The sequence below is a fragment of the Pelovirga terrestris genome (assembly GCF_014773365.1).
In the GTDB taxonomy this organism is placed as follows: domain Bacteria; phylum Desulfobacterota; class Desulfuromonadia; order Desulfuromonadales; family Geopsychrobacteraceae; genus Pelovirga; species Pelovirga terrestris.
Genome location: NZ_JACWUN010000009.1, coordinates 131,775 through 143,489, shown reverse-complemented (window position 1 = coordinate 143,489; position 11,715 = coordinate 131,775). Strand labels below are relative to the sequence as shown.

Here is an 11,715-nt window from a genome sequence, read left to right as displayed (position 1 = left end):
TGGTAGCATTTATGGAAGAAATCCCCGGCCTTTTGCGGCGATCGTTGCTACTTCCGGCCTGTCAATTGTAAAAGAACGATGTAATTTTAATCTGTTAGCAGCACCTTGGGTGGTGCGAAAGTTGAGTATCCAGGCAACAGGAGGCAACAATGAAACATGTCGTTATTACCGGAGCAAACCGGGGCATTGGCCTCGAACTGGCACGTTACTACCAGCGCGAGGGATGGCAGGTCACCGGTGTCTGTCGTGAATCCTCAACGGAACTGGCAGCGGTGGCTGAGGTCATTGATGGAATCGATGTTACCAGTGCCGCAGAGGTAAAGCGACTTGTCGACAGGCTGCACGGCAAAGCCATTGATCTGCTCATCAACAACGCCGGCCTGCTGAACGATGAGGTGCTCGGCCAGCTTGATTTTGATTCAATCCGACGGCAGATGGAAATCAATGCCTATGCACCATTGCGCATCAGCGAGGCTTTGTTACCGAACCTTGTTGCCGGCAGCAAAATCGCCCTGATTACCAGTCGCATGGGCTCAATTGCCGACAATGATTCCGGCGGGCGTTACGGCTACCGAGCTTCCAAGGCCGCCCTCAACGCCTTTGGCAAGTCCCTGGCCGTCGATTTAAAGGGTCGTGGGATCGCGGTGGCGCTTCTGCACCCGGGTTATGTTAAAACGCGGATGGTCAATTTCGGTGGCCTGATTTCACCTGAGCAGTCAGCCGCTGGATTGGCGCAGCGGATTGCCGCGCTGACCCTTAAAAATAGTGGCTCCTTCTGGCATAGCAATGGTGAAGAATTGCCCTGGTGATGGCGATATCCCAGATGGGTTGTACGAATTAGGTTGTTTTTTTTGCTAAAATCCGTATAGCTAAAGCTGATTTATTTTTTTTATCTAATGATTGTTGGAGAGGGTTTGCTCTCTGGTTTTTTTGTGCTTTCATGTTGCCTCGCTTACAGGAATAACGGTCTGTTGGCGGGGGGGGGGAACCTTATGATGGCCATAATTTTTTCGTGAAAGACCCCGATGCACCTGCTAACCAATCGACTCATCGTGCGCTATCTGCTGATGCTATGCGCCACCTTCGGGTTGTTTCTGATTCTGGTTTTTGCCATCCAGACCTACGCAAAATCCCTTGAAGCGGACATCAATGTCACCGAAATGGATTTTTTACAGCGGATCGCTCAGATTAAGGAGGTCCGCTCGACCCTGTACAAGATTGAGATCTCCTTTCACTCCATTGCCACCAGTCCTATCGCCTCAGCCGAATCACGTCAGCAAATAGCGGCACAGGTGGATGGATATATTGGCAATATCCTGTCATTACACACTCTACTCTCCGAAGCGCAGTGTCTTAGAGATTTTGACGCCAGGGACAGGCTTCTAGCTGATCTGCCGGAGCAGTTATTTCAGCTTGAGCCGCTGCTTCAACAACTGATCGCAATGGTCAATCTGCGGGACAAGCTGTTGACGGAAGAAGATCAGAATCTGCTGCTGCCGATTGCCCGTAAGGTGCGCCTGATCACCGTACAACTTCCCCCGCTGTTTGCGCAGATGCATACCCTGGTTACCACCCTGGTCGAACAATCGGAGCAGGAGCTGCAAAACCTCAGCCTGATCAACCATGATACCAAGCTTCACTATTTTCTTATTGAGATCGCCATTATTGCTTTTTGTGTTGCCCTGTTTGTGCTTTTTACCGTCATGATTTTTCGGCAGTTGCTGGTACTCTATACGCGGCTGGAAACACAGCTGAAAACCGACCCACTGACCCGGCTTCCCAACCGCTATGCCCTGACGGAGCAGCTGTTATCCTGTCCTCACCCGTTACTAGGCGTAGTCGATATCGACAGCTTTCGCACCATCAACGAACTCTATGGCGCTGATGCCGGCAATGAATTTCTTATTCAGTTGGCGACCCGACTCAGAGAGTTCGCTCAATGTGAAAATCTCCAGCTTTTTCGTACCTCCGGAGATGAATTTGCGCTACTGGGCAGTGGCCTGAATAGCCCAGCAGATGATTTTATCTCCAAGTTACTGAGCATCCTCGACGAGACTCGACGTAATGGCTTCGCTCTTGCTCAAATCGATAAAGCCATCAAAGTGACCCTGACCTGCGGTGTCTGCACCGAAGCAGACAGTTCATTTGAAAAGGCCGAAAAAGCCCTGCATCGGGCCAAGCTTGACCGCTTAACCCTGGCGATTTACGATCACTCGATCGAGAGTTCGGAGAATCTGCAGGAAAACGCCTACTGGATCGATCAGATTAACGCCGGCTTGGAAAAGGATGCTTTTATTCCGCTATTTCAGCCGATCGTTAATGCGCAAGGGTATCCGGTCAAATTTGAAGCCCTGGTGCGATTGAAGGTCACCAACAATCAGGGCCTGGTTGAATATATCCAGCCTATCTGTTTTCTTAATCTGGCGCACCGGATTAAATCCTATCATCATCTGTCACGCATGATGCTGTTCAAAAGTCTCCAGCACGCTAAAGACCACGGCCTGAAGATAAGCGTCAATCTCAGTTATCAGGATCTGATCAACCAGGTGCTGATCGAAGATTTGCGCCAGCTGATTATTCGTCTCGACATCGGCCACCAGCTTACTTTTGAGATTGTAGAAACCGAAGATATTAAGGATTATGTGCTGGTCAAAGAATTTATGGATATGTTCCGTTCCCTTGGAGTCAAGCTGTCGATTGACGATTTTGGTTCCGGTTTTTCCAACTTCCACGCCATATCGATCCTGCGGCCTGACTACATCAAGATTGATGGCAGTCTGATCAAAAACCTCGATCGTGACTTTTTATCCTGGACCCTGGTAAAGTCGATCTGTGTTCTGGCACGTGAACTTCATATCCAGACTATTGCTGAATATGTTCACTCGGAGGAAGTCTTTACTAAGGCCAAAGAATTGGGTGTTGATCTGTTCCAGGGTTACTACTTTTCCGAGCCGGTAGCCGACCTTCTACCCCTCGATCAGACCCTGATCCCCACCAGGGTTTCACCCTCCTAGTGGTTACCTTACTGCATCAGGAGCGCCTTGATCTGGTAGTTGAGGTACTATTGGCCTGCGGTGCCTCATCGGTGCTGGACCTGGGGTGCGGGCCGGGGGAACTGTTACTGCTGCTGGCCAGGCACCAACAGTTCCATCGTCTGGTCGGCATCGACACCTCTGTTGAGGCGCTACAGGAAGCCCGCCGGCAACTGACCCACCACCGGTATCCTCCCGATGGCAAGCGTCTGGCTCTTTATCAGGGTTCTTTCACCGAATGTATCGACGATCTACAGGGGTTCGATGCGGTCGCCCTGATTGAGACAATCGAGCATATCCCCCCTGGACGCCTATCCCTGGTGGAACGTGCCGTGGTAGTCGGCTATGCGCCGAAAACAGTGATCATTACCACCCCCAACAGCGAATACAACCCCCTCCACGGCATGGCTCCAGGACGATTTCGCCATCCTGATCATCAATTTGAGTGGAATCGACAGAAATTCCGCCGCTGGGCGCAAGGGGTCGCCGAGCGTAACGGTTATCAGGTGCGCTTTAAAGATATTGGTGACGTTGATCCGGTTCTTGGCGGTTCAACCCAGATGGCCGTGTTCAGCCGTATCTGTTAAGAAAGGGTAGATCACATCATTTGGAGGGCTTTTTCTTCTTTCCGATTTTTTCTTCGCCTTTTTTGGAACCTTTGGTCTTTTCTACCTTTTCCGGCTTACAAAGATCTCCTTTATCCAGGGTGAATGCCTCGCACTTTTTGCAGACATACTTCGCCTTGTTTTTTTTGACTTTAGATTTACCTTTTAGACAGCTCATCTGTTAACCTTTTAGCCAGTCGTTGTATGGACCCTGATGGTGCCGCCCTGAGAAGGTGCACTTTGTTATAATCAACTAAAATGGTCAGTTAGTGCAAGCCATGACTGAAGAATACGTAGAGAGCAATATGAAAAAATTGACCCTGATCCGCCATGCCAAGTCTGACTGGAGCAGCGGCGCGGCAAGCGACTTTGAGCGTCCCCTTAACCGGCGGGGGAACAAGGCGGTCCCGCTAATGGCCGGGCGCATCCTCGAACGCGGTAGCGTGCCTGATCTGCTGGTCAGCAGTCCGGCCCAGCGAGCCGTCGAAACAACGGTATTGCTGGCACATGAGCTAGATTTGCCGCAAGAACAGCTTATTTACCGACGGGATATTTATGAAGCGACCCCGGCAACCTTGGTCGACGTTGTCCGTCAACTTCCTGATGTGGAACACATTGCGCTGATCGGTCATAACCCGGGTTTAAGTGAGCTGGGACGGTGGCTCTGCGCGCAGGCGCCCGAGTGGCTGCCGACCTGTGCCGTGCTGGAGCTGGAGCTTGCGGTTGCTGACTGGTCGACCGTTGCGCCAGGTGGTGCCGACCTGCTTTGCTACGATTATCCGAAGAAATAAAGGAGAGGATCATGAGTGCAGCTAATGAAAAATCCCGGGGCAAAAAGCACAGACAGCGGCGCAAATACGAACGTGGTAGCGGCGAACGATGTCTGCCGCAGAAAAGCATCGATAAAAAAACCTACAAGAAAGAACTCAAACGCCTGCAGATTGAGCTGGTCAAACTGCAGGAATGGATCCGTCGGAAAAAACTCAAGGTGGTTGTGATCTTTGAAGGGCGGGATGCTGCCGGCAAGGGGGGTGCCATCACCCGTATCACCGAACCCCTGAATCCACGGACTACCAGGGTCGTTGCTTTACCGGCACCAACAGAACGGGAGCGCTGCCAATGGTATTTCCAGCGCTATGTAGAACAGCTGCCGACCGGCGGAGAAATGGTTCTGTTTGACCGCAGCTGGTATAACCGCGCCGGGGTCGAGCGGGTCATGGGGTTCTGCAGTGAGTCCGAATATCGCGAATTCATGCGTTCCTGTCCGGAGTTCGAACGGATGCTGGTACGCAGCGGCATCATCCTTGTCAAGTACTGGTTCTCCATTTGCAACGAAGAGCAGGAAAAACGCTTTCAGGCCCGCAACGCCGATCCGGTCAAGCGCTGGAAGCTCAGTGAAATTGATCTGCAATCCCGTTCCCGCTGGATCGACTACAGCATCGCCCGCGATGAGATGTTCGTCCATACCCACATCAAGGAAGCCCCCTGGCATCAGGTTGATGGCGACGTCAAAAAACGCGCCCGCCTCAATGTCATTTCCCATCTGTTAAGCCAGTTTGACTATGAAGATCTGACCCCCGGCCCGATTGAGTTGCCGCAACGCCCGCAGGAAATTGGTTACGACCGCCCGGTTATTGATGAACCGGAATATATCCCGGAGAGATATTGAGCGTTAACTCAAAGCCACTCCAGAGACAATCGGCAAGAGGCAAGTAAAGGTCTTGCTACAGGATATTTAGTGCTTTTGTTCGATCGCAGACCGCTAATGACATAGTTGGGAAATCAAGGAACCTTGAGAGTTCTATACCCAAGCAACAGATAGACCTTGCTTGGCACCCGATTCCTATTTGTCGGGTTCAAGGCCGGACTGTTTGCCGAAGCGGAAGTTGATCTCGCTCAGCCCCTCCCGCACCTGCTCGATGTTGGTGGCCGAAGGAATAATGAAGCCGGCATTTTGCTCATCGACGGCGGCAATCCCGACCTTGAGCTTGACTTCGCCATCCCGGATCTCCACCCCTTTCATCCCGGCCTGCAGGCTTTGCTGGAAATCGTTGAGCATCATGCTTACCCGCTCAGGGCTGAGGACGGCGATCCGGTTTTCCTGCTGCAACTGACCGAGCAAGGACTGGTTTTCCCGAGTCAGGGTGGTGATGTTTCCATGCAAGCGGTCAAGTTCCCGCCGGGCTTCCAGCAGTTCCTGCCGGGCGGTCATGGCGGCTTCGTCCTGCAGATCCGTAAGCCGTTTTTCCAAAGTTTGCTGCCCGACCTGCATGCCATCCAGCTCCTCCTGGAGGGAACGATTAAGGGCGATCAGCCCGCCGATCCGCTCATCGTGGGCATCGACCGCGGTCAACTTCCGGCGGTTGTCCTCCAAGGTCGCCTCCAGTTCGGCGATCCGTTCTTCCAGGTGCCGGCGCCCGGACAGGTAGTCCTGCAAGGTTTCAGCAAACCCTGGCGATTCGACCGGCTGATCCGCCAGACCGGGAACGGCCTGAGCCAGGGTTTCCAGGGCAGCGACCAGTGCCTTGCGGGAAGCCAGCTCCGCCTGGCGTCGGTCCTCCATCTCGGTTTTTTCCCGGGTCAGGGTCTCGACCGATGTGATCAGCTTATTACGCTCTCGCGACCAGAGTTTTTCCTCGCCCGCCAGCTTCGCCCGCAATTCGGCCATTTCCCCGTCGGCGGTCTTGAGCCTTTCCTCTAGTTCAGTGCGCTCAGCCAGGAATTTCAATTGGGCCGCCTGCTCCGCCTTGCCGCACCTGGCCAGCTCCTGGCGGGCTTTATCCAGCTCAGCCTTGGCATTTTTTTGCACTTGGGCCAGTTCTGCCTCGGCATTCTTGCGGGCCTTGGCCAGTTCGGTTTCGATGCTCTTGCGGCCCTGCTCCAGCTGCTTCACCTCAGCCCGCAGGCGGGTCATTTCTTGTCGTAACTGGACGGCCCCCATGGTGTTCAATCTATTTTGTGGCATGGTAGTTTGACCTTGAAATTATGGGTTGTTATCGTTGATAGCCAGGATTCGCACGGTGCGATCTTTGTTGTCCGCGACCCGAACCGTCCATGCCTTAACCTCGGGCTGAAATGTAACTTGGTACGTCATATCGCCCAAAATTTCCCGTAGTTTCCGGATATCCTTGCGTTCTGCTACTTCGGCAAGGATCTCCTCCCGAGTCCGGCTGGAAGCGGCGGGCGGGACATCGGGCCGGGCGGCGACGTAATGAACCCTGATGGTGGACAGAGCCCCAGCCATCAGCTCGTTGCCGGCCAGACCGGCAAGGCTGACCGGACTCATATTCAAGCGACCGCGGCCGTCAACCCCCACACCCTGAACCTTGATTTCAAGCTCGGCATCCTCGAACATCATTCGGGTTTGCATACCCACGGGCAGACCCAAATCATGCTGGGCCGCCTCAAAAGATCTGCCGGTGGCTTCAAGCAGATTTTCCAATCCGATCTCTTGCTTGCTCATACAGGCATCCCGCTGTAATTTATTTAATTAATAAAGACCTGACGGCAAAGACCAAGCCGCAGTCTAACCGCGCACCCTGCCTAACTCAGCCGTCTTGGTCCTCGCCGGCGTTGGTGGTGGTCCTAATCGGTTCAACCCGAAGCGGCATCGGCACCGGCACCAAGGTGGCCGTCACCTTTGAACTCACGCTAACATCGCGATTAAGCTTGCGCTCGAAGCGCAGACCGGCGGTATCAGCCTGGAGGTACATTCGTTTGCCGGTTTTGCTGCCGCTTTCGCTTTCGGTTTCCACGATCTTTAAATCCATCTGGATTTCGATCACGGTCTGAGCGAACTGGTAGAAAGTCGGGTTTACTCCGATTTCCAGTAACGAGACCGAGTGTGGTTTCTCCTGGTGGTAGCTGATCCGGCCATCGGCTTCGATGGTTTCATGAATCGCGGGAACAACATCGACCCGGGTCTCGGCTAGTTCTCGGACCATTTCCGCTGACGAGGCGTCCAGACCGCGTTGGGCGTCGGCAATGCTCATCGCCACCTCGCGGATCAGGTCGGCCAGGGAGGCCTTGTCGGTCTCTCTGGCCGGCTGCGAGAGGGGAATCAGCGGCGTGCGAATTTTACTTGAAGGCACGGTGTTCCTCCTTACCGGAACTGGCGGTTAATTGGTCGGGACAGGCCGATTATCAACGGTGTTCATCACCGGCTCGATTCGGGCTGGTGGCGGTACAGGCACCATCCGGGTGACCAGCCGGCTGGTGCCATGCACCTCCTTGCCGAACTTGCGATTATGGGAGACATCGGTATTGACCGAAGCGCTCCACATGGCAAAGCCGACCTTGGCCTTGGCGCTGACATTGACGTTGGTCTCCCGCGACGTGGTGGTCTTAATGTCCATGGTCACCTCGATGGTGGCCTCTGCGAACTGGTAGAAGGTCGGCATCAGACCGATCTGGAGCAGCGAAACGGTCACCGGGTCTTGGCTGGTGTAGCTGACGGTCCCGTCAGCAGCGATAGTCTGGGTGATGGACAACACCAAGGGCACCGTGGTATCGGCCAGCAACTTGGCCGTTTCCACTGAGTTCTCGTCCAAGGCCCGCTGAGCCTCGGCGACACCCAACCCGAGTTTCATTACCATTTCCGGTAATGGCACATTGAGTAATTCGTGACCGACACTTGCCATGGGAATTCACCTTTCTCCAGAGGTTGATAGGTGCGGCAGCAGTGACCGCGCTTGTGTTTGTTGTCTAAACTGAAGGCGCTCCGCCGCCCCTCTGGGCGGCCAGAAATTTATGATATCGTTCCACATCGAGGTGGACCCCGCCGACCTTATCGATCCCGGGTTCTTTGAGCAGGGTGAGAGCCTGATTGAGCCCCATCCGGGCCATTAATTTGGTGCCGTTCAGGCGCATAACCACCTGGCCGCCCAGGGCCCGAACTCGCGGGGCCGGATCGCTTAACCGAGCAATAACCAGGAATAACCCCTCACCGCTGCCGGCCAAACTGACCTTGGCGCCAAAACGATTGGCAAATGCCGAATCTGATTTCATGCCGGACTCTCCCCTGCTGTAACAGCTTGGCACGCGACAAATTGACCAGATGAAGAAAATTATTCTCTTTGAACAGATTGCGACCCGTGCCATCGAATTTCAGACAACGACCGTTTATGCCCATTGTAATGACTTTCAGGCAGACTTCTTTGCGGATTTTGTCTTTTTTTTGATGTTTTCAAGAAGAACTGCTTGACGTAATCTGTGGTAGGTTAGTAAGAGCTTGTAATTATTGCGTCTTTTTGAGGCGCTTGCGGTATTGTCCGGGGCTGATTCCTTCAATTTTTTTGAATATCCGATTGAAGTGGGACTGACTGTTGTATCCGCAGGCGATGGAGATTTCCAATACAGACATACTGGTCGTGCCAAGAAGAGTACGGGCCAGCGACATGCGCAAATTGTTGACATAGGTGACGAAGTTCATGCCGGTCTTTTTTTTGAACTGACGAACGAAGGATGACAGACTCATTCCCGCCTGATCAGCAACCTGCTGTAGAGCTAGTGGGTATTTGTAGCGGCTCTGAATAAATTGCAATCCTTTTTCCAGACTTGAGGTGCTTCCGTGGGGCACCTGACCTAAAGAAGTCTGGCGGATATGGATGATTCTCCTCAAAGCCTGAGCCAGTTCATTAAACTGCAGCGGTTTGCGAAAATAATCGCGCGCTCCTCTGCGGAAAAAATCAATGGCCAGACGTTCAGAGCCTGTTTCTGCCAAAATAATGATGGGAACAGACGGTTTGATCGTTTTCAGGCGACTGAGCATGTCGAGCATCGAATAATGACGCGAATGGGTCAGCAAAACGGCGTCTACCGGGAACTTCAAAAAACTATCAACCGTTTCTTCCCGACATGCCTTCGATATTATTCGACAACCGGGCAGGTATCTGTCAAAGGGTGTCAAATGGAGGTTTTTGTTCGGTTCAAAAATAAGAATTGTTGCCTTAAGACTTGTCTGATCGGCCTCAGCAATCACGTTCGTGCGGCGCTGGTCGCCATGGACAATATGGTGAACGCGCGGAATGTCAAGACCTTCTTTGTTATTCATGACTAGGCAAATCCACATAGAGGCAAACTGCCCTTCAATATAATGGAACTTTTGCTGAGCCAAGGGCATGCCTATTATTTTTTCATGAAAATTCTTACTTAAAAATATAATAAGCAAGCAATTCCGGGCAATAAAAAAATAATGGTGCTGTAAAAACTCACCAACTGCTGCATTGCCGCCATTGCTCCTCACGCTTTTTGCACCAGCGTCAAAAATGGGTGAAAAGGTTTGTCATTAAAGTCAAAAGGATTCCCGGCCGGTCTGGCACCCGCTCCAGTTTGACAACAAAGAGAAGCGGGGGTATGTTTTTCCTATAATTAGAAATATATCTGTTCCGCACCGGGTCGGGGATCCTGGGCAAAGACAGAGCTGAATAGTTACTTAAGAAAGAAATCTAAGCGCCACCGCATCGGCTATCGAGCCAGCCGGTGGCGGTTTTATTTTCAGTGAGCACCATCTTTGCGAGAGGGAGGTCAAATCATGAAATTGCACCCTGATCGTCACCCCATCATCTATGTTCGTGGCTTCGCCATGCGCGATGCCGATATCGAAGAGACCGTCAACACCCCCTACATGGGCTTTAATCTCGGTTCGACGCGGATCAGACAATTCCATGATCAATCCTTTCTGCATTACATCTTTGAGTCCCCCCTGATCCGGCTGATGAAGGATTACGGCTATCAGGACGTCTATCTGGACGGCAAGATCCGTGACGACCGTATCCCACAGCAGAGTGTCATCGTCTATCGCTATTATGAACAGGCAGAGAGTGGGGAAGGTCGGCGACCGGATATTATCGAAGCGGCCAAGGGGCTGAGCAATCTGATTGAACAGGTGCGGAAGCAGATATGCGGCGGTGATCCCGAGGCTGAACGAGACTTCAAACTGTATCTTGTGGCCCATTCCATGGGTGGCTTGATCTGTCGCTGCCTGCTACAGAATGATCAGGTCGGCAGCAAAACAGCCAAACACAGTGTTGACAAGGTCTTTACCTACGGGACCCCACACAACGGCATCGAGATTGGCGGGATCAATGTTCCGAGGATGTTAAGTCTGTGGGATATCAGCAACTTCAATCGCAAACATATCGCCGAATATCTTGATCTTGAGCCCCGTGACGGCAAGGTGAATCATCTGAACGGCAAATTCCCCCCCGAGCGGTTCTTTTGCCTGGTCGGCACCAATCCCCGTGATTACAGCCTGGTGCGCATGGGGGTTGGTTCGGCCAGCGATGGGTTGGTGCGCAGCGAAAATGCTTATGTGGAAGGTGCGCCACGCATCTACTGCCACCTGAGTCACAGCGGTCATTACGGTATGGTGAATTCGCAGGAAGGGTACCACAATCTGGTGCGCTTTCTGTTCGGTGATCATCGGGTGATTCTGCGCCTGGTACCGGAAGAATTACCGCTACCGCCCGCCATCCGTAAGGAATACGAAGCCAACAAGCAGGTTCGCGGCTCTTACCTGTTCGAATGCACCATGACACCCCGGGGCGAGGTCCCGATTCCCCTTACTGATCGCCGCGCCGAACATGCATCGGCGGTTTTTCGAACCTTTGACGAGATGTTTTATCCGGAGCGCGCACAACTGTCAGAGCCAAGATACCCTGTATTGGGCAGCATTTTTCTCGATTCCACAAAAATCACCTCCGGCAAAACCATGGTCTTTACCGTGGACCTGGCTGTGCGCAGCACCGATTTCTGGGTCGACGGCATTCTGTCCATCAACCGCCGTATCCCGGATGAAAATCTCTATCGCGACAAAATTGTGCTGAATGTTGTGTTACATAATGAGGGGTGGACCCTACGCTATGTCGAGTCGGACGACAACTGGGGCGAAAATCGCGGCACCGAACTAAGCCAGGATGAGAACGGTTTCTATATCCCGCTCAGCAATCGCAAAGGGTTTCGTGCCAGGCTCTATTTTGATGTGACTTCTTGGAAGTAATTGTCAACCGATCCGCAAAAAAGGACAACAGTTCTCAGATTTTTTTACAATTCACACCGACCCCTGCACTGGCAAAGGA

General features: G+C 52.7%; 13 protein-coding genes. 6 read left to right on the top strand and 7 right to left on the bottom strand.

All coding sequences use genetic code 11. The features are described 5' to 3' along the window. The first annotated feature begins 149 nt into the window (after positions 1-149). The 3 genes from ICT70_RS09415 to ICT70_RS09405 all read left to right on the top strand — a co-directional run bounded on the left by ICT70_RS09415 (position 150) and on the right by ICT70_RS09405 (position 3,619). Complete coding sequence (locus tag ICT70_RS09415) at positions 150-809, top strand: SDR family oxidoreductase (protein ID WP_191155892.1); 660 nt, start codon at positions 150-152, stop codon at positions 807-809. A gap of 216 nt (positions 810-1,025) precedes the next feature. Next, positions 1,026-3,014, top strand: a complete 1,989-nt coding sequence (locus tag ICT70_RS09410) for a bifunctional diguanylate cyclase/phosphodiesterase (protein ID WP_191155890.1) — start codon at positions 1,026-1,028, stop codon at positions 3,012-3,014. Further along, a complete protein-coding gene (locus ICT70_RS09405) occupies positions 3,014-3,619 on the top strand; it encodes a methyltransferase domain-containing protein (protein ID WP_191155888.1) in 606 nt (201 codons plus the stop codon). Before ICT70_RS09410 ends, ICT70_RS09405 begins: the two co-directional genes overlap by 1 nt. Before the next feature lie 16 nt (positions 3,620-3,635). On the opposite strand, the gene ICT70_RS09400 is transcribed toward ICT70_RS09405, so the two are convergent. After that, positions 3,636-3,815 carry a hypothetical protein gene (locus tag ICT70_RS09400; protein WP_191155886.1) on the bottom strand — a complete coding sequence of 60 codons (180 nt, stop codon included), beginning with the start codon at positions 3,813-3,815 and terminating at the stop codon, positions 3,636-3,638. A gap of 127 nt (positions 3,816-3,942) precedes the next feature. Here ICT70_RS09400 and ICT70_RS09395 point away from each other — a divergent pair, with 127 nt between their 5' ends. Both ICT70_RS09395 and ppk2 read left to right on the top strand, forming a co-directional pair. After that, positions 3,943-4,428 (top strand): SixA phosphatase family protein, encoded by a 486-nt coding sequence (locus ICT70_RS09395; RefSeq protein WP_224746943.1) that lies wholly within the window; start codon positions 3,943-3,945, stop codon positions 4,426-4,428. A gap of 11 nt (positions 4,429-4,439) precedes the next feature. Beyond that, positions 4,440-5,306 carry a polyphosphate kinase 2 gene (gene ppk2, locus ICT70_RS09390; RefSeq protein WP_191155882.1) on the top strand — a complete coding sequence of 289 codons (867 nt, stop codon included), beginning with the start codon at positions 4,440-4,442 and terminating at the stop codon, positions 5,304-5,306. Between the two features lie 174 nt (positions 5,307-5,480). Here the strand turns inward: ppk2 and ICT70_RS09385 are convergent, their stop codons facing one another. The 6 genes from ICT70_RS09385 to ICT70_RS15180 all read right to left on the bottom strand — a co-directional run bounded on the left by ICT70_RS09385 (position 5,481) and on the right by ICT70_RS15180 (position 9,881). Next, positions 5,481-6,602 (bottom strand): coiled-coil domain-containing protein, encoded by a 1,122-nt coding sequence (locus ICT70_RS09385; RefSeq protein WP_191155880.1) that lies wholly within the window; start codon positions 6,600-6,602, stop codon positions 5,481-5,483. A gap of 18 nt (positions 6,603-6,620) precedes the next feature. Further along, the gene (locus tag ICT70_RS09380) at positions 6,621-7,100 is read right to left on the bottom strand and encodes a hypothetical protein (RefSeq protein WP_191155878.1); all 480 of its coding nucleotides are present in this window, start codon (positions 7,098-7,100) and stop codon (positions 6,621-6,623) included. 85 nt (positions 7,101-7,185) lie between these two features. Beyond that, complete coding sequence (locus tag ICT70_RS09375) at positions 7,186-7,728, bottom strand: hypothetical protein (RefSeq protein ID WP_224746942.1); 543 nt, start codon at positions 7,726-7,728, stop codon at positions 7,186-7,188. Positions 7,729-7,755: 27 nt separating this feature from the next. Further along, positions 7,756-8,277, bottom strand: a complete 522-nt coding sequence (locus tag ICT70_RS09370) for a hypothetical protein (protein ID WP_191155876.1) — start codon at positions 8,275-8,277, stop codon at positions 7,756-7,758. Between the two features lie 64 nt (positions 8,278-8,341). Continuing rightward, the gene (locus ICT70_RS09365) at positions 8,342-8,644 is read right to left on the bottom strand and encodes a hypothetical protein (RefSeq protein WP_191155874.1); all 303 of its coding nucleotides are present in this window, start codon (positions 8,642-8,644) and stop codon (positions 8,342-8,344) included. A gap of 229 nt (positions 8,645-8,873) precedes the next feature. Beyond that, on the bottom strand, positions 8,874-9,881 hold the full coding sequence (locus tag ICT70_RS15180) for a helix-turn-helix domain-containing protein (RefSeq protein ID WP_191155872.1): 1,008 nt from the start codon (positions 9,879-9,881) through the stop codon (positions 8,874-8,876). A gap of 288 nt (positions 9,882-10,169) precedes the next feature. On the opposite strand from ICT70_RS15180, the gene ICT70_RS09355 reads away from it, so the two are divergent. Continuing rightward, entirely contained in the window at positions 10,170-11,636 is a 1,467-nt protein-coding gene (locus tag ICT70_RS09355; protein WP_191155870.1) for an esterase/lipase family protein, read from the top strand. Positions 11,637-11,715 lie beyond the last annotated feature (79 nt).

Coding starts and splice junctions, on each gene's coding strand:
- ICT70_RS09415 (WP_191155892.1), top strand. CDS start 150: ATGAAACATGTCGTTATTACCGGAGCAAACCGGGGCATTGGCCTCGAA.
- ICT70_RS09410 (WP_191155890.1), top strand. CDS start 1,026: ATGCACCTGCTAACCAATCGACTCATCGTGCGCTATCTGCTGATGCTA.
- ICT70_RS09400 (WP_191155886.1), bottom strand. CDS start 3,815: ATGAGCTGTCTAAAAGGTAAATCTAAAGTCAAAAAAAACAAGGCGAAG.
- ICT70_RS09395 (WP_224746943.1), top strand. CDS start 3,943: ATGAAAAAATTGACCCTGATCCGCCATGCCAAGTCTGACTGGAGCAGC.
- ppk2 (WP_191155882.1), top strand. CDS start 4,440: ATGAGTGCAGCTAATGAAAAATCCCGGGGCAAAAAGCACAGACAGCGG.
- ICT70_RS09385 (WP_191155880.1), bottom strand. CDS start 6,602: ATGCCACAAAATAGATTGAACACCATGGGGGCCGTCCAGTTACGACAA.
- ICT70_RS09380 (WP_191155878.1), bottom strand. CDS start 7,100: ATGAGCAAGCAAGAGATCGGATTGGAAAATCTGCTTGAAGCCACCGGC.
- ICT70_RS09370 (WP_191155876.1), bottom strand. CDS start 8,277: ATGGCAAGTGTCGGTCACGAATTACTCAATGTGCCATTACCGGAAATG.
- ICT70_RS09365 (WP_191155874.1), bottom strand. CDS start 8,644: ATGAAATCAGATTCGGCATTTGCCAATCGTTTTGGCGCCAAGGTCAGT.
- ICT70_RS09355 (WP_191155870.1), top strand. CDS start 10,170: ATGAAATTGCACCCTGATCGTCACCCCATCATCTATGTTCGTGGCTTC.